At 39.7% G+C, this 22,391-nt stretch carries 25 protein-coding genes; 24 read left to right on the top strand and 1 reads right to left on the bottom strand.

Annotation, left to right across the window (positions count from 1 at the left end; translation table 11 throughout):
* Positions 1-315 precede the first annotated feature (315 nt).
* From ACQ4KW_RS11480 to ACQ4KW_RS11365, 24 genes are all read left to right on the top strand, one after another.
* The gene (locus ACQ4KW_RS11480; protein WP_430882614.1) at positions 316-933 is read left to right on the top strand and encodes a TetR/AcrR family transcriptional regulator; all 618 of its coding nucleotides are present in this window, start codon (positions 316-318) and stop codon (positions 931-933) included.
* A 4-nt stretch (positions 934-937) separates the two neighbouring features.
* Positions 938-1,798 (top strand): ABC transporter ATP-binding protein, encoded by an 861-nt coding sequence (locus ACQ4KW_RS11475; protein WP_430882613.1) that lies wholly within the window; start codon positions 938-940, stop codon positions 1,796-1,798.
* The gene (locus ACQ4KW_RS11470; RefSeq protein WP_430882612.1) at positions 1,798-2,853 is read left to right on the top strand and encodes an ABC transporter permease; all 1,056 of its coding nucleotides are present in this window, start codon (positions 1,798-1,800) and stop codon (positions 2,851-2,853) included. Before ACQ4KW_RS11475 ends, ACQ4KW_RS11470 begins: the two co-directional genes overlap by 1 nt.
* 8 nt (positions 2,854-2,861) lie before the next feature.
* Positions 2,862-3,860 carry an ABC transporter permease gene (locus ACQ4KW_RS11465; protein WP_430882611.1) on the top strand — a complete coding sequence of 333 codons (999 nt, stop codon included), beginning with the start codon at positions 2,862-2,864 and terminating at the stop codon, positions 3,858-3,860.
* Positions 3,861-3,892: 32 nt separating this feature from the next.
* A complete protein-coding gene (locus ACQ4KW_RS11460) occupies positions 3,893-4,015 on the top strand; it encodes a hypothetical protein (RefSeq protein ID WP_430882610.1) in 123 nt (40 codons plus the stop codon).
* Between the two features lie 262 nt (positions 4,016-4,277).
* Complete coding sequence (locus tag ACQ4KW_RS11455) at positions 4,278-5,834, top strand: thiamine pyrophosphate-dependent enzyme (protein ID WP_430882609.1); 1,557 nt, start codon at positions 4,278-4,280, stop codon at positions 5,832-5,834.
* A 25-nt stretch (positions 5,835-5,859) separates the two neighbouring features.
* Positions 5,860-6,435, top strand: a complete 576-nt coding sequence (locus ACQ4KW_RS11450; RefSeq protein WP_430882608.1) for an indolepyruvate oxidoreductase subunit beta — start codon at positions 5,860-5,862, stop codon at positions 6,433-6,435.
* Positions 6,432-7,184, top strand: a complete 753-nt coding sequence (locus ACQ4KW_RS11445; protein ID WP_430882607.1) for a beta-ketoacyl-ACP reductase — start codon at positions 6,432-6,434, stop codon at positions 7,182-7,184. The genes ACQ4KW_RS11450 and ACQ4KW_RS11445 overlap by 4 nt, the downstream gene beginning before the upstream one ends.
* Positions 7,185-7,200: 16 nt before the next feature.
* Entirely contained in the window at positions 7,201-8,184 is a 984-nt protein-coding gene (locus tag ACQ4KW_RS11440; protein ID WP_430882606.1) for a 3-oxoacyl-ACP synthase III family protein, read from the top strand.
* Position 8,185: 1 nt separating this feature from the next.
* On the top strand, positions 8,186-9,214 hold the full coding sequence (locus tag ACQ4KW_RS11435; RefSeq protein WP_430882605.1) for a DUF362 domain-containing protein: 1,029 nt from the start codon (positions 8,186-8,188) through the stop codon (positions 9,212-9,214).
* The gene (locus ACQ4KW_RS11430) at positions 9,157-9,321 is read left to right on the top strand and encodes a hypothetical protein (RefSeq protein ID WP_430886569.1); all 165 of its coding nucleotides are present in this window, start codon (positions 9,157-9,159) and stop codon (positions 9,319-9,321) included. The genes ACQ4KW_RS11435 and ACQ4KW_RS11430 overlap by 58 nt, the downstream gene beginning before the upstream one ends.
* Positions 9,308-10,060, top strand: a complete 753-nt coding sequence (fabG, locus tag ACQ4KW_RS11425; protein ID WP_430882604.1) for a 3-oxoacyl-ACP reductase FabG — start codon at positions 9,308-9,310, stop codon at positions 10,058-10,060. Before ACQ4KW_RS11430 ends, fabG begins: the two co-directional genes overlap by 14 nt.
* Positions 10,061-10,068: 8 nt before the next feature.
* Positions 10,069-10,497: a VOC family protein gene (locus ACQ4KW_RS11420; protein ID WP_430882603.1), complete on the top strand. Its 429-nt coding sequence runs from the start codon at positions 10,069-10,071 to the stop codon at positions 10,495-10,497.
* Positions 10,490-11,341 (top strand): 3-hydroxyacyl-CoA dehydrogenase family protein, encoded by an 852-nt coding sequence (locus ACQ4KW_RS11415; protein ID WP_430882602.1) that lies wholly within the window; start codon positions 10,490-10,492, stop codon positions 11,339-11,341. The genes ACQ4KW_RS11420 and ACQ4KW_RS11415 overlap by 8 nt, the downstream gene beginning before the upstream one ends.
* A gap of 8 nt (positions 11,342-11,349) precedes the next feature.
* Complete coding sequence (locus ACQ4KW_RS11410; RefSeq protein ID WP_430882601.1) at positions 11,350-12,363, top strand: 3-oxoacyl-ACP synthase III family protein; 1,014 nt, start codon at positions 11,350-11,352, stop codon at positions 12,361-12,363.
* Between the two features lie 11 nt (positions 12,364-12,374).
* Complete coding sequence (locus tag ACQ4KW_RS11405) at positions 12,375-12,779, top strand: SCP2 sterol-binding domain-containing protein (RefSeq protein WP_430882600.1); 405 nt, start codon at positions 12,375-12,377, stop codon at positions 12,777-12,779.
* Complete coding sequence (locus tag ACQ4KW_RS11400; RefSeq protein ID WP_430882599.1) at positions 12,779-13,816, top strand: 3-oxoacyl-ACP synthase III family protein; 1,038 nt, start codon at positions 12,779-12,781, stop codon at positions 13,814-13,816. Before ACQ4KW_RS11405 ends, ACQ4KW_RS11400 begins: the two co-directional genes overlap by 1 nt.
* 10 nt (positions 13,817-13,826) lie before the next feature.
* Entirely contained in the window at positions 13,827-14,864 is a 1,038-nt protein-coding gene (locus tag ACQ4KW_RS11395) for a 3-oxoacyl-ACP synthase III family protein (RefSeq protein ID WP_430882598.1), read from the top strand.
* A gap of 10 nt (positions 14,865-14,874) precedes the next feature.
* Entirely contained in the window at positions 14,875-15,903 is a 1,029-nt protein-coding gene (locus ACQ4KW_RS11390; protein WP_430882597.1) for a 3-oxoacyl-ACP synthase III family protein, read from the top strand.
* A gap of 3 nt (positions 15,904-15,906) precedes the next feature.
* Positions 15,907-16,923 (top strand): 3-oxoacyl-ACP synthase, encoded by a 1,017-nt coding sequence (locus tag ACQ4KW_RS11385; RefSeq protein ID WP_430882596.1) that lies wholly within the window; start codon positions 15,907-15,909, stop codon positions 16,921-16,923.
* 293 nt (positions 16,924-17,216) lie between these two features.
* On the top strand, positions 17,217-18,281 hold the full coding sequence (locus ACQ4KW_RS11380) for a 4Fe-4S dicluster domain-containing protein (protein WP_430882595.1): 1,065 nt from the start codon (positions 17,217-17,219) through the stop codon (positions 18,279-18,281).
* A 123-nt stretch (positions 18,282-18,404) separates the two neighbouring features.
* A complete protein-coding gene (locus tag ACQ4KW_RS11375; protein ID WP_430882594.1) occupies positions 18,405-19,406 on the top strand; it encodes a hypothetical protein in 1,002 nt (333 codons plus the stop codon).
* Between the two features lie 431 nt (positions 19,407-19,837).
* Positions 19,838-21,127 carry a dicarboxylate/amino acid:cation symporter gene (locus tag ACQ4KW_RS11370; RefSeq protein WP_430882593.1) on the top strand — a complete coding sequence of 430 codons (1,290 nt, stop codon included), beginning with the start codon at positions 19,838-19,840 and terminating at the stop codon, positions 21,125-21,127.
* A 166-nt stretch (positions 21,128-21,293) separates the two neighbouring features.
* The gene (locus ACQ4KW_RS11365) at positions 21,294-21,914 is read left to right on the top strand and encodes a hypothetical protein (protein ID WP_430882592.1); all 621 of its coding nucleotides are present in this window, start codon (positions 21,294-21,296) and stop codon (positions 21,912-21,914) included.
* 111 nt (positions 21,915-22,025) lie between these two features.
* Here ACQ4KW_RS11365 and ACQ4KW_RS11360 read toward each other — a convergent pair whose 3' ends face one another.
* Positions 22,026-22,265, bottom strand: a complete 240-nt coding sequence (locus ACQ4KW_RS11360; protein ID WP_430882591.1) for a TIGR03905 family TSCPD domain-containing protein — start codon at positions 22,263-22,265, stop codon at positions 22,026-22,028.
* Positions 22,266-22,391 lie beyond the last annotated feature (126 nt).

The raw sequence follows: 22,391 nt of genomic DNA, 5'->3' as shown, positions 1-22,391 counted from the left end.
GGTACGAACCGTTAAAACCTGTGTTTCCAATGGTGTAAGTCGTTTAGAACACGAAAGAGAATAAATGAAATACATTAGAGTATACAATATATAACTTTTTAAGTGTGTTAAAAAAATGTAACAAAATTAATTTCGAAAATGGAAATCTATTTCAAGCTATTGAGACTAAAAGGTTTGAGATGTGTCAAATTAAATCGAAAAATTTACCAAAGAGCAATTTAATAAAAAATGAGTTGATTTGTTAGAAAATTCACGGTATTCTTTGATTAAGGGAAATGTGACCTCGAGGTCATGTTGAGTTGAGAAGGAGTCAAAATGCCGAAGAAAACATTTTTGAATTTACCAAATGAAAAACGTGAAAGAATTGAAAATGCAGCAATTGAAGAATTCGCTACATATACCTTTCGCGATGCAAGCATTAATAGAATCATTAGCAGTGTGGGAATAGCAAAAGGGAGCTTTTATCAGTATTTCAATGACAAAAAAGACCTCTATAAACATATTGTAGATCTTTCTGGAATGTTGAAAATGTCTTATCTGACATCGAAATTAAGCGAAATGCAAGGCGCAGAGTTTTTCGATATTTTAGAAGCCTTCTATATCACTGGTATTGAGTTTTCAAAAAAGTATACCAAGTTGTCCAAAATAGGAGACGATCTTGTCAAGGGTGGAGATCGTGCTTTTAGAGAAGAAATACTTGGTGACAGCCTTAAAAAGAGCAATGAGTTTATAGAAGGATTGTTAATGCATGGTATGAAGCAAGGATCAATCAATCCAGAAATCAATATATCAATGATTTCTTACTTAATAACGACATTCAGCGTTAATCTTAATGAGTATTATATTATGAGCGGTGCCAATGATGAAAACGCCATGACGCTCATTAAAGAGATGCTGAACTTATTAAGAAATGGTATCGAAGTCAAGGAGTGATGGCATGTTAGAAGTCAAAGGACTGTATCATTCATATTCAAACGACAACAATTACGCAATAGAGAATATGAACTTTGAAGTGAAAGAGGGAGAAATATTTGGGTTTCTTGGACCAAGTGGTGCAGGCAAATCAACAACACAAAGTGTTTTATTTGGCCTATTGGAACTGCAAAAAGGTGATGTCTCAATTGATGGTAGAAGTATATCTAAACTGGATAACAGCTTCTTTAACCTGATTGGCGTATGTTTTGAATATGGGAATGTGTATAGAAATTTGACTGGTCTTGAGAACTTGAGATTTTACAGCACGATGTTTGGTGTACAAACACAAGATCCTATGAAACTGCTTCGTATGGTAGGTCTTGAAAAGGCAGCTGATAAAAAGGCTTCAAAATATTCAAAAGGGATGTTGCAAAGACTGGTTTTTGCACGATCTATGTTGAATAATCCTAAAATATGGTTTCTGGATGAACCCACTTCAGGACTAGATCCAGAAACAGCTTCACGAATCAAAACAATTATAAAAGAGAAAAGAGACCAGGGCACAACCATATTCTTAACGACTCATAACATGAACATAGCAGACGAATTGTGTGACCGGGTCGCCTTTATCAATGAAGGTAAGATTATTCTAGTTGATACACCTGAAAACCTCAAATTAAGGTACGGCTCTGACAGTTTGGCTGTAACTTATAAATCAGACAAGGGTGAGAAGAGTCAAAATGAAATCCTATCTATGAAGGATAAGGATGACAAGGAAAAACTTCATGAAATTATCAGAAGGGATAATCTTGTGAAAATTCACTCACAAGAGGCAAGTCTTGAAGAAGTCTTTATTCAGCTTACCGGCAGGGAGTTGGTCTAATGATGAAGCGACTAATTGGATATTTACAAAAGGACTTTCTTTATGCACATAGGAGCTATTGCTTTTATATTGTGGTGGCACTGGCCCTTATATTTGCCTTACTTATAAACTTTGTTATTGCAGAAGATTTTTCCATAAAACCGGAGGTTTATTACAGTGTTTCCTATACAGGCGAATACAGTGTACCTATTGAAGATGCCATAGAAAACATGAAGGTTAATCATACAAACGTTATAGGTGTTGACTCAGAAAGCATAGTCCGTCAACGCGTCAGTGAAATCACAAACAGTATTGGCCTAATCGTTCATGGACAGTCCGATGAACCTGTTGTAGAATTTGTCATTCATGGATATGAAAATGATGAGATTGTAAACACGCTTATTATTGCAATGAAAGATGAAATTAACACAGCACTTGGATCTAAAAACGATATTGAAGTTAAGACTATAGGAAATAAGGCCAATTATGGGAAAATACCAGCTAATAAGTTTTTACTGCCTCTATTTCTAGTTATGGAACCAACCATGCTCGGTTTTATGCTGGTTGCGTCTCTCATCTATATAGAGAAGTCAGAAGGAACGATAAAGGCTTATGCTGTCACACCTGGTCGGTTGGTTGAGTACTTGCTGTCAAAGGCAATTGTCATGGTTTCTTTAGGGATTGTTGGTGCTCTTGTTATGACCCTTCTGGTTCTGGGCTTAAAAGTGAATTACTTGGCGCTCATAGGACTTATCGGAGTGGGGGCTTTTCTTGCAACAAGTTTAGGCCTTATTATGACAAGTTTTTTTAGAAATCTTTCTGAATCTATGATATGGATATTACTCGTCACACTGCTTCTAGGCGTACCACTTATAAGTTACATGGTTCCGAGTTTTGCACCGATTTATATAAGATTGCTTCCTACATATCGATTGGTCTTTGCAGTGAAAGAAGCTGTTTTCCCAACGGGAAACACTAAGATAATTATTGAGACATTTGCCATGCTTTCAGGGGTGTCAGCAATCTTATTTGCTCTTGCACTGAAAACTTTCAAACGCAATGCACTTGAAAATTAGGAGGCCTTATGAAGAGAGTATTTTCGATTTTTATAAGAGATTTTAAAAGCAGTATCAGGGAGTTTTTGCTCCTATATATGATGGTTGGACCCCTTCTTCTTACCTTTGGGTTTTCCTTATTCATTCCATCTTCAGAAGCAGCATCCTTGCAATTTGCAGTGGTAGAAGGTATGGATGAAGCCGTTGTGGATCATTTTGAACGATATGGATCAGTCGAAACGTTCGCGGATATTGAGGCCCTTAACAAGAGGATACTGGATATTGACGATGTTGCCGGAATAATCAGAAATGATATGAATGGACTTTCTGTCATTCTGGAAGGCAATGAAGGGCATGATACTGAAACTGTACCGCTAAAAATCATTCAAGAATTTGAGGGGAACTACACAGGGGACATCGAATATGCTGTGTCCAGTGTGGGAGAGACCAAGTCACCACTGCTGATTATTGGTGGTGCAGCACTCATGATGACAGTCATAATTCTTGGTGGAATTGTTGTTGGCTTTAACATCATAGAAGAAAAAGAAGCCAAGACAATTAGTGCATTAAATGTGACACAGATGAATAAGAAAGAATTTGTTATAGGAAAGAGCATTATAGGTTTTTTACTCCCAGTGGTTCAGATTTATATAATGACTTATATACTTAAAATCACAGATATAAATTTCTATATGGCCCTTCTGGTGATTGTATCAGGCTCATTCACATCAGCGGTGACAGGGTTTTTAATAGGAGCAATTAGTGAAAATCAAATTGCTGGTGTTTTGAATATGAAAATTATTTATCTTGTGGCTGCAGCATCCATTTTAGGGGCCATGTTGCTTCCAGAGGTCTTGCAAAAAGGTCTGTATATTATACCAACATATTGGATATTCACAGGTTTTAGAGACATTATAACACTGGACATGACATGGGAGACGGCTTGGTTGACTGCAGGCTGGATAATAGGTACCACAACGATAATACTTCTACTCGTTAGAAAGCGAATACAAAAAGGACTGGCCTAACAAAGGCTGAATTAAAGTATAAAGGGGGTGAAATGATGGAAATGCATTGGTGGATAATACTCGGTGTGCTTTTAGTGATAGCCATACCATTTAAACTTAAAATGTATAAGAAGTTGCTTTCAAAAAAAGATCAGCAAGATGATAATTATGAATAAGACCAAACCATTTCAGTAAATTATAACACTTTATTTCTAGCTCTATATATTCTCTTTCAATCTACTAATAATCTATAATGAGCATTTAAAATTATTCATGCCTTAATGAAAAAAATGCTCTATCTCAAAAATAAAACAAAATTTCGCTTTCGAAAAATATATGTTTTTTTACGCTCATAATGTTAAATAACCCCATAAAATGCAAAATAAAGTATATCAAAGTATCTAATTAACAGATTCTATTTGAAAATGGAGTGTTTAAATGAAGAAATTGATTACAAGCAATCACGCAGTAGCTGTAGGGGCCTACCATAGTGGTGTTTCTTATGTCAGCGGTTATCCAGGAACACCCTGTACTGAAGTCTTATCAGAACTGAGGCGGTTTAAAGAAGTTGAATGTGAGTGGTCAACCAACGAAAAAGTTGCCCTGGAAGTGGCTATTGGTACATCGCTTGCAGGTTATCGCAGTCTGGTTGTAATGAAAACACTAGGACTTAACGTTGCAGCTGATGCTTTTACCCAGCTTGCGGGCACCCCTCTTAACGGTGGCCTGGTTCTCGTGGTGGCTGATGACATTGGCAGAATTGCAGGCGATGACTATCAGGACTGTAGAAGTTACGGCATCATGGCTCAGGTTCCAGTGATAGAACCTGCCAATAGCCAAGAAGCCTATGACAGCGTTTCATTGGCTTTTCAAATGAGTGAAACATATGAAACACCAGTGATTTTAAGACTAAACGGAATTCTGTGTAAGTCAAAAACCTTGGTGAAATACGCCACTTGTACTTGGAAGAAACATTACCGCAGACCACATGAAAAAAGTCTTCAAAAGACAGTTGGCAATATAGTGAAGTTTGGATTTCACAATTGTGACAATGAGACGCTAAAGCCATACTGGAAAAATTTTGACGAAGAATGGAAAGCAATACAGGAACAAGCAGAAACAACGGAGTTCAACCGTGAAACCATTTCCGGGAGTGATATAGGAATTATTGCATCAGGTGTTGCATATGAACACGCAAGAGAAGTCCTTCCACATGTTTCGTATCTAAAGCTGGGACTTGTCTATCCATTGCCGAGAAAGAAAATTGAAAGGTTTGTGAACAAGCATAAGAAAGTATTTATTCTTGAAGATGGCCATCCTTTAATTGAAAAGGAAATTAAATCTTATCAACTTCCAGTCATTGGTGTAGAGGCCTTTCCGAGGTTTCCAGAAATGCTCCATTTCACACCGGGTGTCATAGAAGAAAAGATTCTAGGCAAAATGACTGAATCAAGACATCTTGAGGTGCCACTTCGTTTACCGGATAATTGTCCGGGATGTCCCCATCATCTTGTGAATGACGTTATAGAAAAACACAATATTTATACGAGTTCAGGAATTGGCTGTGGCGGTCTAGGAGCACTCCCACATAAAGGTGTCATTGATGTCATTAAGTGTATGGGTTCATCTATTGGCATTGCACATGGGTATAACAAGGCTCTTGATAAAAACAAACAGATGCTGTCCATTATGGGAGATGGAGAATTTTGGCATAGTGGCATAAACAACCTGATCAATATGGTACTCCATGAAAGCACTTCAACAATTGTAATTGAAGACAATATGACAATTGCAATGACTGGGGGACAAGCCACTATTACACCTAAAGACGGTGGTTGTGGTTCTATAGAAGCGGTTTGTAAAGCCATTGGAGTTGAAGACGTTCAGGTGATTAATCCTCGGGTCGAAAACAATCTGGAAAATACCATAAAACTGGCCATGGACTCAGATCAGCTGAGCGTTATTATATCCCGCAGTCCATGTGTATTATTCTAAAAATGATTTGAATAAGGGGGCGTCAATGAAGAAACTTAATATTGTCTTATGTGGGATTGGAGGGCAGGGTACAATCCTAGCCAATGAAGTGATTTCATCCACTTTAATGACAGAATATTCAGACATCAAAGCGACAGATATTATCGGTATTGGGCAAAGAGGCGGATCTGTTCTCTCGCACATCAAAGCAGGTGATTTGGTACACTCCCCACTCATAAAAGAGAGGCAGGCCGACATTCTTATTGCATTTGACAAATATGAGGCTTTAAGGTGGTCGAAATATCTTAGAACGGATGGACTCTTGATCGTGGCAGATTCAGCGCATAGACCCAATGCAGTGGAAATAGGTCTGGATAAAGATATAGATGTTGAAGGAGAGCTCAAAAAACTGCAAGCTGAGATTTTGGTAGTAGGTAGAGTTCATAAGTATATGAATGTAAGCATAATAGGGGCCTTGTCAGGGTTTACAGACCTCTCAAAGGAACAGTGGATAAACACATTAAAAACGACTGTAAAGGCTCATAGCCTTGCAAGTAATTTAGAAGCCTTTGAACTGGGTCGTCATGAGGGGGAAAATTTTATATGGAGGGGCAAACATTGAAACTCTGCAAAAAGAATGTTGTGATCACTGGGGGCAGTCGAGGCATTGGAAAAGGCATTGCCCTATCCATGGCAGATGAAGGGGCAAATATAGTTGTCTTTTATAAAAGCAATCATGAAGAGGCGTCAAAAACAGTAATGGAACTAGAAGCCAAGGGGATAAATGCTTATGCAGTGAGTACAGATGTTAGTGATAGATCATCAGTTAAAGAGGCTGTGAATGAATCCATCAAGCTTCTGGGGTCTATTGATATATTTGTAAACAATGCAGGGATCACAAGGGATAGCATGCTTGAAAACATGGCGACCAACCAGTGGCAGGATGTAATTTCAACAAATTTAAACAGTGTTTATAACTGTTGCAAGCAAGTGGTTGAACACATGATTGAAAATGAAAATGGAAAAATAATCAACATTGCGTCTTTAAGTGGATTTGTTGGGAATATAGGTCAATCCAATTATTCAGCATCCAAAGCGGCACTGATTGGATTCACCAAAAGTTTAGCAGCTGAAGTTGGAAAAAAAGGACTTATTGTCAATGGCATTGCACCTGGAGCCATTGAAACAGATATGCTTTCAGAAGTACCAGAAAAGGTTATTGAAAAAATGAAAAAACGTGTTCCAATGAAGCGACTTGGAACGCCGGGGGACGTCGGAAATTTAGCCGTATTTTTAGCGAGTGAAGACTCAAATTACATTTGTGGACAGACATTAATTGTTGATGGTGGACTAGGTATATCAATTCTTTAATTATGGAGGGAATCTAATGAAAAATGTTGTAATTAGCGGAACTGGATCTTATGTGCCTGAAGAAATTGTAACCAATATGGACCTGGAAAAATCAGCACCCACAAACAAGGAGTGGGTTGAAAATGTATTAGGCATTCGGGAGAGGCGACGTATTGCCAATGGTGAAGTAACTTCTGATATGGCTGCTAAAGCATCAGAAAGAGCTTTGGAGATGGCTGGTCTGAAAGCGGAAGATATTGACCTAATAATCGTGGCCACCGTAACACCTGACAGGATTGTGCCATCAGTGGCCACGGTTATTCAAAGAAAGATAAATGCCAACAAAGCCACAGCCTATGATGTGAACGCGGCATGTGCAGGTTTCATGTTTGCTTTTATAACAGCAGAACAGTTTATAAAAACTGGATATTTCAAAAATGCCCTAGTGATTGGAGCAGACGCCATGTCCACTATGCTTGATTACAAGGATAGAGGCTGTGTCTTCTTTGGTGATGGCGCAGGGGCTGTTGTCATGACGGCTTCAGAAAAGAAAAAAGGCGTTATTAGCACTTATTTTTCTTCCGATGGAGACAGCAAAGACCAAGTCACACTCTTTGCAGGCAATGCAGAGTTCCCAGTTAACTATGACCTTCTTGATCGACGTAAGAATTATGTTGTTATGCGTGGCAAGGAGGTTGGACAAGTGGCTAGAAGAGTAATCCCGCATGCCTTAGAAGAAGCGCTTAATCGTGCAGGCCTGTCTCCTAAGGAAATTGATTATCTCATTCCACACCAACCAAATATATCTCTCTTAAGAGAATGCGCTAAACAACTAGATATTGATGAGAAAAAGGTGGTTATTACTCTCGATAAATATGCCAACGCTTCAAGCGCAAACATACCTCTGGCTCTAGACCACATACATAGAAACGTTGGATTGAAGGATGGTGAAAAGCTTGCATTTGTCACAATTGGAGCAGGTTGGACTTGGGCATCTGCAGTTGTGGAATGGGGCGCATAGTATGGTCTCGAACACAGCGAAAGTAGCCATTAAGTTATGTGAAGTTTACGATGTTGATTTGATAGAAATGAATTTGCAAGAAATGTTGGATCAAATCTATGATCTCAAAGCAAATATCAATGAAAACACAAAGGTATTGATCAAACCAAATTTGGTTTCGCCACTGACACCAGATAAGGCGGCCACCACACATCCAGCTGTGGTGGAAGCTGTGGTAAGAATTTTAAAAACAAAGGGTGCCAAGAATATTTGGATTGGAGATTCAGGCATCCACGGCACAAGCAAAATTTTTGAAGTGTGTGGCATGAATGACATAGCTCAAAGGTATGATTGTCAAATATGCGATTTCGACAATGATTCCATTGACAATGTTCATAATCAAGACAATTTTATTTTAAAAAACATCCCCTTGACCCGTTTCATTAGAGACTGCGACCTCATCATCAATATGCCTAAAACAAAAATACATCATGCGGTCTTATACACGGGCGCCATAAAAAATTTATACGGAACCATAGTAGGCAAGAATAAAATGAAGCTTCATGCCAATCTGGGAACCAAGGACAATTTTGAAAATGCGCTTCTGGATTTATTCACAACAGTTGCCCCAACAATCAATATAATGGATGGCATTGTGGGCATGGAGGGCAATGGTCCAGCCAATGGAAAACCTGTTCGCTCCAATATGCTTTTAGCCAGCACCAATGGACTCGCCCTTGATATTGTCGCCATGTCTCAAATTGGCATAGGGGTTAGAGATGTGGGTTACATTGAAAAAGGTCTAAAAAGAAAAATGGCGCCACGACCTTCAGAAATTGAAATCATTGGTGACCAAGTTCCTCTTGTTTCCTATGAAAAGCCCTCTGCCTTTCTGGTTAAGTTAAACGGCTTTGTTGAACGTGTGACACCAAGTATTTATCAACACATGAAGCCGATCCCTAAATTTGACAAAAAAAATGTGTCCAGTGTGAAATATGTGAAGAAATTTGCCCTGTGGATGCCATTGCAATGGATGGGTTGCCAGTGGTAAACAAAAAGGACTGTATAAGTTGTTTCTGTTGTCAAGAAGCATGTTTCTCAGATGCCATCGTTAGAAGTGACAGTAAAAAGAAAGGGGCCGCACATGCAACTCGCTAATAGAACAGCTCTTATCACTGGAGGCAGTCGCGGTATTGGCAAGGACATTGCCCTCCATTTTGCAAGGGCGGGCGCGGATGTGGTCATCATGTATAAAAGTGATGATGACTCAGCCATTCAACTGACTAAGGAAATTGAGAATATGGGACGAAAAGCCCTCGCCCTCAAAACAGATGTGTCAAGCATTGAAGATGTACTTGAGAAAAAGCAAGTGATCGAAAATGAATTTACATGTGTGGACATACTTGTCAATAATGCAGGCATCCTCCGAGATCATCTTTTTACCAAGATGGAAGACAAACACTGGCATCAGGTTATAGACATTAATCTGACGGGTGTCTATAACTGTACAAGAACATTTCTTGACATGATCTATAAAAGTGATTACGGCAGCATTATCAATATTGCTTCCATTGCAGGCATACATGGAAATGTTGGACAAACAAATTACAGTGCTTCAAAGGCCGGTATTATTGGTTTCACAAAGGCACTCTGTAAAGAAGCCGCCCTTCATGGTGTTCGTGTCAACTGCATAGCACCTGGATTTATAAAAACAGGTATTTGGGATGATATTCCTTCAAAAGTCTATGAGACGGCCCTCAAAAAAATTGCACTCAGGAAAATAGGTGTGCCTGAGGATGTTTCTAAGACAGCTTTATTCTTGGCATCGGATTTATCAAATTATATGACTGGCCAAGTCATTGAAGTGGATGGCGGCATAGGTCTTTCAGTTATTTAGGAGGTTACATGATTATTGATCATATAGGTATTGCCTGTTCTGATGCATCTAAGTTTCTTGAGACATTTGCTGACACGTTAAAGGGCAATAAACACACATCGCAAATTTATTCGGACATGGGCCTTTCATCCACATTGATTGATTTTAACTCAACCAAGTTGGAACTGATGGAACCTATTTCAAATTCCAATATCCTGAAAGGGTTCATAGACAAGCGTGGAGATGGTCTGCATCATATCTCGTTTAAAGTAGAAAACTTACAAACATTCTATGACAAGTTGAATCCTTCTGGAGATGTCTTTCTACATGAAATTAAATGTCTTGAGAAGGAAGACACAATACAAAGATACACATTTTTTAACTTGAAGTTTTCTAAAGGCATCTTGATTGAACTATTTGATGAGATTCCAAAGAAAAAAGGGGGGCCATATGAATAGTCTCAGCGTTGCAGTTGTGGGCACAGGCTTAATGGGCAAAGGGATAGGACATACATTTGCAGCGCATAACTGCAAGGTATATATGTACGGAAGATCACCAAATCACCAAGATAAAATGTATGAATATCTTGACCATGAAGTTGAAAAAAACAGGCTTTCAATAAAAGAACGGCAAGAGATCCTAGACAACATGGAGTTTATGTATATTCCAGAGGATTATCCAGCACTTTGTAAGGTGGATGTGATCATTGAGACCGTAAAAGAAGATAAAACTCTAAAACTTAAGGTGCTTAAAGAGCTGGAATCGCATGCATCCTCCACATGTATCCTTGCAAGCAATACATCGACATATTCCATTACAGAACTTGGTTCTGTTCTCGATAAGCCAGAGCGGTTTTTGGGTTTACACTTTATTTCCCCAGTCCCCCTTATAGACTTGGTTGAAATTATAAGGGGCTACCAAACGACGGATGATTTTGTTGAGAAGGGATCTAAAATAGTTGAAAACATATGCAAGAAGTCATTTGTAGTGAGTGATTCACCAGGCTTTATTATCAATAGGCTCCTTGTTCCATTTCTTAACGAAGCCTCAATCATGATGAGCGAAGGCATTGTCGAGTCACCTGAGGTTCTTGATGAAATTATGAAACGAGCTATGAATTTGAAAAAAGGTCCACTGGAGCTGGCTGACCTTATTGGCCTTGATTCCATTTTCTACAGTATGGAGAGCTTATACTACAACTTCTCTGACTCTAAGTATAGACCCAGTGTTTATCTAAAGAATATGGTGAATGCTGGTCACCTGGGCAGAAAATCAGGCAGAGGATTCTACAACTACGAATAGGAGGCATTATGAAGTACTCATCAATAGGTATTCAAGGCATAGGCTACAATTTGCCCGAAAGAGTGGTTACAAATAAGGATATTGAAAATTACATAGGACTGGAAGAAGAACAAGTCGAGTTTTATACAGGCATTACAGAAAGGCGTTGGGCGGATGACACAGAAGCTTTTTCAGATTTTGCTATTAAAGCGGCAAAAGAGGCCATTGAAGACTCAGGTGTGCTTGCAGAAGAAATTCAACTGCTTGTGGTGGCAACTGGATCAGGCGATTTTTACAGCCCTGCACCTGGAGCCCTCATTCAACATGAACTGGGACTGAAAAATGCAATGGTTCTCAATATGAACCAGGCTTGTGCAGCGCCAAATTATGCTTTGGCAACGGCTATGCGTTTTATAATGTGTGGCACTTATGACAAGGCCCTTGTTGTTACAGGAGACTGTACATCAAGGATGCTCGATTCAAAAGAGAACCTATTCATGGGCTTTATTGGGGATGGAGCCAGTGCAGTTGTTCTTGGCAAGCTCAAGGAAGGCAAGACTGGTATACTATCTGAACACTTTGATTCAGATGGCAAGTTCTTTTACGGTTCTGGACTTTTTAACAGAGGGTCCCGTATACCAAGAGAAGAAAATGGTGAGGGTAAGGATTTTTTCGTTACCCAAGGAGAGATTGTGGGCATTCTACTGCCAAAGGTGATCACCTGGTTTAAGGAATCCTTGTATGCCTGTCTTGAAAAGGCGGATATGACTCTAGAAGAAGTGGATTTCTTCTCACCGCATCCAGCGGCCTTATCGCAGATGGAAGCACAGATGGATGCCATCGGTGTGGGGTTAGAAAAAACCCATGTGGTGACAGACATGTATGGTCATAGCGGAGCTGGTTCAGCGTTTATTATTTTAAAGGAAGCTGTCAAAGCCAATAAATTAAAGCCAGGAGATCATATTTTCCAATTTGGCAATGCAGCAGGTTTTCAGTGGGCGGGCATGTTAATGAGATGGTGCGACAAGGAAGATTTTCTATAGGAGGACTTAAAGTGGAAAAGAACAAGACCTATACAAACGGTGAGCGTCTATGGCATGTCATAGATTCTATGGTGGAAATGCTTAACGAGGAGTCTGTGCGCAAAGAATACATAAATCCCAACACCTCTTTAAGTGTTGGATACACTATGGCTGATATTGCCTTTGACCATACCATAGAACTAAAGGATGGATTTATAAGTATTAAAGAAGGCTTACAGGATGAAAATCAGGTTGTTATAGACATTAGCAGTCAAGATTTTCATGATCTCAATATGGGAAAACTAAACCCGACCCTGGCCCTTGTGCAAAAGCGGATCAAGTTTTTAAAAGGGGACATAAAACAGGTCATACTGGCTGGCAATATGCCAACAATGGTTTATTACAAAGAAGCTTATAACAAAATGGAGGAAGCATAATGATTAGTAATATTTCAAGTAAAGCAAGCTATGGTGTTGGGATCAGAGGCATGGGAAAGTACTTGCCTGAACGTGTGGTTACGAATCATGAACTGGCTGAAAAAATAGATACAACAGATGAATGGATTAAAAAAAGAATAGGCGTCCATGAAAGACGAATTGCTGATGATAGCGAAAATCTTTCATGTATGGCTACAAAAGCTGGACGTATGGCCATAGAAAATTCAGGTTTAAAACCAGAAGATATAGATTTGATAATACTTGCTCGGGTTGATCCTGATCATATTGACCCATCAACATCTTTTAAAGTTCAGCACGACCTTGGATGTATAAATGCCGGTGCTTTCGATGCGGTCATTGGTGGTTGTCCTGGAAGTGTTTACGCCTTGTCCATCGGCGCCAACTTTGTAGCAAGTGGAAGTTGTGAAAATGTCCTTGTAATAGGTGGAGACATAATCAGCCGTAACTTGATCAACTGGGAAGACAGAGCCACTTGCTGCTTCTTTGGAGATGGCACTGGAGCTGCTGTCTTAAGTCGACTTCCAAAAGGCAAGGGCATACAGTCCTTCCTCATGAAGGTGGATGGTTCTAGATATGATGCATGCATTATTCCAGCTGGTGGCCTTGATATGCCAATTCGAAACAACAATGTGGATGATGTTAAAAAACGTTACCTGAATATGGACAATAAAGGGGTCTGGGATTTTGCGACCACAGTTCTTCCACAAAGTCTTGAAGAAGTTGCAGATGCTTCAGGTATTGATGTCAAAGATATTGATTTTGTCATTCCCCACCAGGCAAATATTAATATTATTCGCACCTCCCTTGAAAAAGTGGGTCTTGATATGACTAAAACCCATACCACCATAGAAAAGTATGGCAATACGGGTGGTGCATCTACCCTGATCACACTGACAGAAGCCATTGAAGAAAACAAGATTAAAAAAGGGGACAAGGTGGCCATGGTTTCATTTGGAGCTGGTTTGGCTTGGTCAGGCATGCTGATGGAATGGTACGACAAAGCAGACTTTATTTAAGGAGGCCAAAGTGGGGAAATACTCAGGGATTGGAATATCAGGCACGGCGTCATATGCACCTAAAAAGCAAATCATGACCCGTTCTGTTATGGATCAATATGGTTTTACAGAAGATTATATAAGTAATATAGGTATCGATAAGATACATGTGTCAGGTGATAGGGAATACCCAACAGACATGGCTATTTATGCAGCTAAGGATGCAATTGCTGATGCAGGCATTGATCCAGCTGACATAGATGTTGTCATATACTCATACGGTGGTTTTCCGGAGTATTTTATGTGGGCTGAATATGCGCGGGTCCAACATGAGATTGGAGCCGTGAATGCGGTCTCGCTTAGATATGACCAGGCCTGCAATGCACAGATTATAGCCCTTGAATATGCAGTTTCTAAAATAAAAGCCGATGACCATATCAACAATATACTCATTGTTTCAGCAGATATGTTTCAAGAGCCTATTGTTGACAGGTGGAAGGCTGCAGATGCATGCATATGGGGGGACGGCGCCAGCGCAGCCGTTGTCAGCCGTGGTGTCACAGACCATGAAATCCTTGAAGTTGTCAACTTAACCGACGGCGAACTGAACCATTTATGGAGAATACCAGTCGGTGGAACGGTTAAGCCACTTAAACCAGAGCATATCGATGAGGGTCTGTTTCGTATAGACCTGAATCGATTTGCTATGGAATATTTGAAAGATGATGAAGAACGGGCAAGGGTATCCAGTCGAATTGTAAGAACCAATATTGAAACATTTGACCGTCTCATGCAGAAAATAGGTAGGGAAAAGGAAGATGTTAATAAAATAGTCACTTACAACGTGGGAAAGTATATCATAGAAAACATTAGTAAAAGTCTAGGCTGTGACCTTGCAGATACATCTTGGATGTATGGCAGTCAGCATGGACATATGGGTCCGGCAGATATTTTTTTCAACTTTGATCAAATGCGTAAAAACAGAAAATTTGATTCAGGGGACCTGGTGGTTTTATTTAGTGCAGGCACAGGCTTTTCTACAGCCAGTGCGGCCATTCAATTTAAATAAGGGGGACTAGATGGACGCTGTAAGTATTGTATCAACTGGTCGATATGTGCCTGAAAATGTGATTTACACCAAGGATGTTATAGAGTCAGAAAAAATACCCATGAAAACCGTTAGAGAATTGGCCATTGATAAGGTTCATGTGGCGACAGGTGAAGAAGCCACAGACATGGCTATTAAGGCATCGAATATAGCCATAGAAAAGGCTGGTATTGATCCTGAAAAAATTGATGTGGTTGTCTACTCCAATACAATGCCAGATTATTTAAGGTGGTCGGATGCTGCCCGTGTTGCCCATGAAATAGGAGCGGTAAACGCCTACGCCTTTCGAATAGAACAATTTTGCTGTGGGGGCATGGCAGGGCTGGATTTTGCATATAGTAAACTAAAGGCTGATCCGGATACAGAAACCATCCTTGTTGTTTGTGCGGATAAATTTTCAAAACCTCTGATTAACAGGTGGACTTCTGCTTCGGCCAATTATTACGGTGATGGTGCCAGCGCTTGTTTGGTCAAGCGCTCACAAAATGGATTTGAAATTAAGGGCACCCACGCCAAGACAGATGGGTCCTTTAATCACCTGTGGAAAATGCCTGTTGGAGGCCTAAAAGTTCCTGTCACGGCTGACCATGTTAGAAAAAAACTATTTTGCTCAGATAGCCGTGCGTCTGCGGCTGAGTATCTTAGTGATGATACGAAAAGAGATGAGCTTTTCACCATGCTTGGCAAGAACAACAAACTTGTTATGACAGAACTGCTTGACAGACTCAAGGTGGAACAGAAGGCGCTTAGTCATATGGTTCTTTATAATATAGGACGTGACATCATGACCAAAATCATCGACATTATTGGTATGGACTATGATCAAACATCTATGCATATCGCAAAAGACTATGGACATATGGGTCCGACTGATATTGTGTTCAATCTTGACTTGATGCTTGAGAACAATCAGTTTAAAAACGGGGATAAAATAATCTTATTCAGTGCAGGGGCTGGTTTTTCCTGGTCCAGTGCACTTCTTGAATATAAGGGGGCTTAAATATTGAATCAGACAACCTGTGGTATAGTTGGCTATGGCCTGTACATTCCAGAAGGTCGAATGTCAGCCCATGAGCTATCAAAGGTTTCTGGACTGACTGAAGACGTTATTATAGAAAAAATTGGTATTAGAGAAAAAGTGCTTGGGGGAAAAGATGACCACTGCGTGGCCATGGCCATAAAATCAGCAAAAAAGTGTTTAGAGCAAACTGGATTTGATCCTATGGATATAGATCTCATTATATTCAACGGGGAAGAATACAAGGAATACATATGCTGGACGGCGGCCATTAAGGTTCAAAAAGAAATTGGAGCCCTGAATGCATGGGGTTTTGACATATCATACAGATGTTCTTCTACGGTCTTGGGCATAAAGGTGGCCAAGGACATGATGGCATCTAATAATGATATTAAAAATGTGCTTATATGCGGAGCCAATACCATAGGCTACTTGGTTGATCCTACAGATCCCAACTCAACATTTATGTTGCCCCTAACAGTTGGGGCTTGTTCGGTACTCTTGCAAAAGGGACATAATAAAAATCAAGTTCTTGAAACGTTTATTAAAACAGAACCTGTCTTTGCAGACGATGTTGTGGCCAGTCATAATGGAACAAATGACCCGAGGCACCCTAAGAAAAATGGATCTGAAAATCTTTGGACTCTCAAAATGCCAGATTACCAGACGTTTAAAGATAATTTAAAGCTTAAGACAGTGCCAGCCTTTTTAGATGTGGCCAGTCGGGCTATGAAGTCCAGTGGTGTTCAATCAAAAGATATAGACTATGTGTCTATGGTTCATATAAAGCGGTCAGCACATAACTATATACTTAGTGAACTGGGCTTTTCTCAAGACCAATCCATATATTTAGACGAGTATGGGCATGTGGGTCACGTTGATAATATCCTGTCTCTGGATTTAGCCTTGAAGGCAGGAAAAATCAAGAACGGAAGCTGTGTCATGATGCTGACAGGTGGACTTGGTTACAGTTTTGCCAGTTTAATAATTAAATGGGGATAATAAAGGGCGTTCAGTATGCTAGTTAAAATAGCGTACTGAACGTTTTTTATTGAAAATATAAGTCTTGATATAAACTCATAAGCTTCATTAATAAACCTCATTATAAGCCACGTTATACAGCAAAGTATTAAAATTATAAACCTTGATCGTTGAAAATGAAGTTGCAATAAATGCTGTAATAAATAAGGTGTTTGATGCATGGCTTCTGATCTTCTTATGGTCTGCAGATTGGGCATGAAATGACTAGGTTTAATGGTGTAGACAATGTATAATTAAAAGAAGGGAGGGCAGTTATGAAAAGAATTGATGAAAGAGACACAATGTTTGCTAGGATGAATCTTCAGGTGGGGTCTGAAGAGTATTTGGATTACTACAATGAGCATCCACAAAGAAAGCAAAGAGATGACCATATCAGGACCCTGCCGAATATATGCGGTGAAGGGACAATGACTTATAATCCTGTCCATTCTAGGTTTGCAGATGCTGTTTTTAGAATGTTGGGGGACATTAACCCGCTTTCTGAGGGCAAAGAGCAAGCTGAGAAGGTCAAAGTGACGCCAAAAGAAATGACTGAAACCATAAAGAAATATGCCAAGTACTATGGAGCGGTTGATGTCGGTATCACAAAAATGAAGCCGGAGTATTACTATACTCTACGCGGACGCAAAACTGAAAACTATAAAGAGCCAGTCGAGGCCAAAGACCACTATGCCATAGTCTTTGCTGTTGAAATGGATCAAGAGATGATCAACAGAGCCCCTCAACTGGAGGAAGTCATAGCGGTTGTTAAAGGGTATATGGATGCGGGTATGATAGGGATGGTTCTCTCTTATATGATAAGAGAACTGGGCTATGAAGCAAGAAACCACATGGATGGCAACTATCTTCTGATTGCACCGCTTGTGGCCCAAGCGGCAGGTCTTGGACAAATTGGCCGAATGGGACTTCTTACATCAAAAGAATACGGGCCAAGGGTTAGACTTGGGGTTGTGACAACGGAAATGGAACTTATTGAAGACGATCCAGAGGACTTCAATTTTGCACAGTTTTGCGAAATTTGTGGAATTTGTTCACGAACTTGTCCTGGTCAAGCCATTCCGAAAGAAAAAAGAAGCATCATTGATGGAGATCTGCGCTGGAAAATCAGTCAGGAAAACTGTTATGAACGCTGGAGATCTTTGGGAACTGACTGTGGCGTTTGTCTTTCGGCTTGTCCCTTTAGCCAAGACTTGAAACTTACAGATATTAAGGATATGGATAGCGAAGAAATGAAAGCCTATTTGAATCAACACAGAGACAAGTATGGCATTCGTAGATACGTCAAAGATCCTCTTGACATTGTGAAAACTGATACATAATTACCAATATGTGATAATTATCAGATAGTTTACAATTTGATATCTTATGGACTAATCGTGATTTTTTTATGGAATATGTTGGTTAATCATGCTACAATTAGTGAGAATAAAGGAGGAGTTAACATGAAACGCAAAATAGTATCTTTGCTTATGAGTCTTGCATTGGTCGTATCTGTAGTCGGTTGTGCACCGAAGCAGACAGCACGCGAGATGTTGGAAGAATCAGTGGCAAAATCAATGGAAATCACATCAGCTGAACAGGATATTAAAATCCACTTCGGTGTTGATTTAGGTGAGAACCCAGATCCAATGATGGAAATGTTTGCATCTATGCTTAAAGATGTGAACGTGGTAATGAATGCTAAGTCGATTATGACAGAAAAGCCTCAAATTGAAATGACGGCTTCTGCAGAACTTAGTGGCATGACATATAATGCTGAGATTTATATGAATGAAGAACAAATGGCTATGAAGATTCCTATGATGGAACCTTACATTGTTCAAGATCTTGTGACAGCAGAAGGTGAATCAGCTGTTATGACACAAGAACAAGCTCAGGAAATCAGTAAGAAGGTTTATGATATTATTCTAGCCAAAGTCACTGATGAAGAACTGGTTCTTGAAGAAGGCGCTACTGTTATGGTAAACGGTGAAGAAGTTAAGGTTAATCAAATCAAACTTTCACTTGATGATGCACGCACAAAGGAAATCTTCAATGAAGCTTTCACTGCTGTTATGAACGATCCAGGTTTCAGAGAAATCATGATCGCATCGCAAAAGAATCAAAATGCCATGATGGGCATTGAACTTACAGATGAAGAAATCAGCGCTCAAATGGATGATATGATGTCAGAGTTTGAAGAAGGCTGGGCAGAAGCGGTTACATACTTCACAATGGATCGTTTTGATATGACATTTGGTCTTGATGATTCCAATCAAATGGTATCATCCGTTATGGCAATGGATATGACGGTAACAGATCCAGATACAGAAACGACTGTAAAAGTGAATTTTGAAATGGACTCAACAGCATACAACATTAATGCGATTGATTCTATTTCATTCCCTGAGTTAACAGAAGAGAACAGTGTAACAGCTGACGAACTGGGTACAATGGGATACTAATCAAGTTCTCCAATAGCCCCTGAATACCATACCGGTGCCAGTCGAACACCGGGTCAGGCTATATGAGTTAAAGCGAATGAAAAAAGAGATCTCCAGTGAGGAGGTCTCTTTTTTCGTGTGTTTTTATCAAGCCAAGAATGATGCGATGCAAGGAATTTATTAACTCATGGAAATAAAAAGAAGGATAAAAGTGTGTATTTTACAAGTGTGTTACATGTATGAATTGATTTGAGTATAATATTCAATCGTCAGAAAATTTCCACATAGAGCGTATGGAAGTTATACCAGACCTTTGGGTGAACAATTGTAGGTTTTTGTAGGAATATGTAGAAAGCTGTGGTGCAAGATCTAAAATTTAAAATGTCTTAACATATTAGGGGGTTGAGACGAAATGCAATTATCTATTGTTCTCATATGAAAGGGAGGGTTATATGAAAAAAATGAGTTTAACGACGAAAATCCTAGTGGCTTTGGTTCTAGGTGCTATCGTCGGCATTGTTCTATTCCCAATGAATGATGTGCCATTTGTAAAGAACGTCGTAATCGATTTCTTCTTTGTTCTAGTGGGTAAGGTATTCCTTAACTCAATTAAGATGATGGTTGTGCCTCTAGTGTTTGTATCACTAGTTGTTGGTGCGGCGATGATCGGCGATGTTAGAAAACTTGGTCGTATTGGTTCAAAAACGATTGGTTTCTATCTAATGACAACTGCGATCGCAATTACAATTGCCATCACACTTGCTAACTTAACAAATCCAGGTCTTGTTGGTGGAATCTCTATGGAAGGTGCAGAATTTGCGGCGAAAGAATCTCCAGCCCTTGTTTCTGTACTGTACGATATGGTGCCAACAAATCCAATTTCTTCACTCGCAAACGGTAAAATGCTTCAAATTATAGTGTTTGCACTCTTTGTAGGTACAGCACTTACAATCCAAGGTGACAAGGCAAAATCAGTTTTCACATTCTTTGAGCAACTGAATGATGTGAACCTAAAAATAGTTGAACTTGTTATGAAAGTGGCGCCAATTGGTGTATTCTGTCTGATCGCTAAGACTTTTGCCACTCTAGGTTGGGGTATGTTCGCACCACTTGCTGTATACATGCTTACAGTACTGGGTGCCCTACTGCTTCACGCTGTTGTGACCTATCAAGGTCTGCTTGCGGCGATTACAAAACTGAGCCCAATTCAGTTCTTTAGAAACTTTTCACCAGCTATGGCTGTTGCCTTTTCAACAGCGTCTTCATCTTCAACGCTTCCAATCACAATTGAAACAACAGTTAAGCGTTGTGGTGTTGAAGAAGATATTGCTTCATTCTGTCTACCGCTTGGTGCGACAATCAATATGGATGGTACAGCAATCATGCAAGGTGTTGCGACAGTCTTTATTGCACAGCTCTTTGGTGTTGACTTAACAATCAACCAGTACATGATGGTTATTGTGACGGCAACTCTAGCTTCTGTAGGTACTGCAGGCGTTCCAGGTGTTGGTCTGATCATGCTTTCTATGGTGCTCCAGCAAGTTGGTCTGCCAGTTGAAGGTATTGCTATCATCATGGGTGTTGACCGTATTCTAGATATGAGCCGTACAGCTGTAAACATCACAGGTGATGCAGTATGTACTATGCTTATAGCTCAAGGCGAAGGCGATCTTGATAAGGATATATTCAACGCTAAAAAAGATGCTGCATTCGAAGCAGCTCAAAACAAGGACGCTGCTTAATCATAGCAAAGTCGTAAAATTTTAATCAAAATCCGTTCTATAGTGGGATATTCTCCTATAGAACGGATTTTTTACTTTGGGCACACATAGACAAACATACATAAGGCAGGTATATTCTGGTATAATATCTGGGGAAATCAATTCAGTTTAAATGTGGAGAAAGATAATGAGTGAATTAATAAGACCAAGATTTGAAGCCTATATATCTTTAGATATATCACAGCCCTTAACAGAGATCATTTACGATATACGAGAAAGTTTGGGAGATCGAAAAATGGCTGTAATGCCAGTGGATTTGCCTCTCTTTGGACATTTTGATAACAACATGATTCTTATGAGGCATTTTGATGAGGTTGATGCACTTATAAAAGACGTGCTTGGGGTTTTAAAAAAGCGGTCAACAGACTTAGATATATTGAAATTGAAGGTGGATCAGTTTAGAAGGTTATCAAATGACTTAGTGATTCTAGACATCTATAGGAATCCGTGGATTGACCACTTTATGCAAATCCTCGTTGAAGAGGCTGACCGTAATGGTCTGGAATACATTAGATCGCTGAAGAGTGTTAAGCATTACGCTCAAGGAAATGGTCCTATATCAAAAACCCTCCCTGTATATGTTTGCTGTGACCCAGTCACTTTATGGCACGAAGGTCAAACTGACAACCTTATAGAAAGACTAAACAGTCGTGTTGAAAAAATTGAACCCCTAGAGATAAAAAATCTGACTTTTTATCATAAAGAAGCGGTTCCCTTAACACGTATACAGTCCTGGGAAATCCTTTAATTTCAGATCATCAGACCAAAATACAAAAAGAGCCCTGTTAAAGGGCTCTTTGAAGGTGCAGTCATAAAGAAAACTTTATTGACCAGACCTTTGAAGTTTTGCAGTGTGCGCTTAAAGTTGCGATTCCAGTGCAAGACGGAGCTGGTCAGGACAGGATGTGGCCTTTGCACCGCACTGAATGTTCTTAAGGGCATCAATAACCTTTTCGACAGGCATACCTTCAACGAGTTTTGCAATGCCTTGTAGGGAGCCAGGACAGCCCCTATCGAATTTTACATTTTGAACAATGCCATTATCTATTTTGTAGTGAATTTGCTTCGCACAAACCCCAGATGGTGTAAAAGTTTGCATAATAACCTCCAGTTATTTTCTTAAAAAGTGAGAACACTTACAAAATCGAATGCTTCATACATTTATACGATCCATATCCTACAAAATGAAATAGGATAAGGTGATTCGTGTGCTAAGTTGTAAGTG

This window comes from Tianxiuia mixotrophica (assembly GCF_050596425.1).
In the GTDB taxonomy this organism is placed as follows: Bacteria; Bacillota; Clostridia; order Peptostreptococcales; family Acidaminobacteraceae.
Note: the sequence above shows the minus strand (reverse complement) of the source record. Positions and strands in the feature narration are given on the sequence as shown.

Bases quoted from the DNA above. Each gene is read 5' to 3' on its own strand.
- ACQ4KW_RS11480 (WP_430882614.1), top strand. From the start codon at position 316: ATGCCGAAGAAAACATTTTTGAATTTACCAAATGAAAAACGTGAAAGA.
- ACQ4KW_RS11475 (WP_430882613.1), top strand. From the start codon at position 938: ATGTTAGAAGTCAAAGGACTGTATCATTCATATTCAAACGACAACAAT.
- ACQ4KW_RS11470 (WP_430882612.1), top strand. From the start codon at position 1,798: ATGATGAAGCGACTAATTGGATATTTACAAAAGGACTTTCTTTATGCA.
- ACQ4KW_RS11465 (WP_430882611.1), top strand. From the start codon at position 2,862: ATGAAGAGAGTATTTTCGATTTTTATAAGAGATTTTAAAAGCAGTATC.
- ACQ4KW_RS11460 (WP_430882610.1), top strand. From the start codon at position 3,893: ATGATGGAAATGCATTGGTGGATAATACTCGGTGTGCTTTTAGTGATA.
- ACQ4KW_RS11455 (WP_430882609.1), top strand. From the start codon at position 4,278: ATGAAGAAATTGATTACAAGCAATCACGCAGTAGCTGTAGGGGCCTAC.
- ACQ4KW_RS11450 (WP_430882608.1), top strand. From the start codon at position 5,860: ATGAAGAAACTTAATATTGTCTTATGTGGGATTGGAGGGCAGGGTACA.
- ACQ4KW_RS11440 (WP_430882606.1), top strand. From the start codon at position 7,201: ATGAAAAATGTTGTAATTAGCGGAACTGGATCTTATGTGCCTGAAGAA.
- ACQ4KW_RS11435 (WP_430882605.1), top strand. From the start codon at position 8,186: ATGGTCTCGAACACAGCGAAAGTAGCCATTAAGTTATGTGAAGTTTAC.
- fabG (WP_430882604.1), top strand. From the start codon at position 9,308: ATGCAACTCGCTAATAGAACAGCTCTTATCACTGGAGGCAGTCGCGGT.
- ACQ4KW_RS11420 (WP_430882603.1), top strand. From the start codon at position 10,069: ATGATTATTGATCATATAGGTATTGCCTGTTCTGATGCATCTAAGTTT.
- ACQ4KW_RS11415 (WP_430882602.1), top strand. From the start codon at position 10,490: ATGAATAGTCTCAGCGTTGCAGTTGTGGGCACAGGCTTAATGGGCAAA.
- ACQ4KW_RS11410 (WP_430882601.1), top strand. From the start codon at position 11,350: ATGAAGTACTCATCAATAGGTATTCAAGGCATAGGCTACAATTTGCCC.
- ACQ4KW_RS11400 (WP_430882599.1), top strand. From the start codon at position 12,779: ATGATTAGTAATATTTCAAGTAAAGCAAGCTATGGTGTTGGGATCAGA.
- ACQ4KW_RS11390 (WP_430882597.1), top strand. From the start codon at position 14,875: ATGGACGCTGTAAGTATTGTATCAACTGGTCGATATGTGCCTGAAAAT.
- ACQ4KW_RS11380 (WP_430882595.1), top strand. From the start codon at position 17,217: ATGAAAAGAATTGATGAAAGAGACACAATGTTTGCTAGGATGAATCTT.
- ACQ4KW_RS11375 (WP_430882594.1), top strand. From the start codon at position 18,405: ATGAAACGCAAAATAGTATCTTTGCTTATGAGTCTTGCATTGGTCGTA.
- ACQ4KW_RS11370 (WP_430882593.1), top strand. From the start codon at position 19,838: ATGAAAAAAATGAGTTTAACGACGAAAATCCTAGTGGCTTTGGTTCTA.
- ACQ4KW_RS11365 (WP_430882592.1), top strand. From the start codon at position 21,294: ATGAGTGAATTAATAAGACCAAGATTTGAAGCCTATATATCTTTAGAT.
- ACQ4KW_RS11360 (WP_430882591.1), bottom strand. From the start codon at position 22,265: ATGCAAACTTTTACACCATCTGGGGTTTGTGCGAAGCAAATTCACTAC.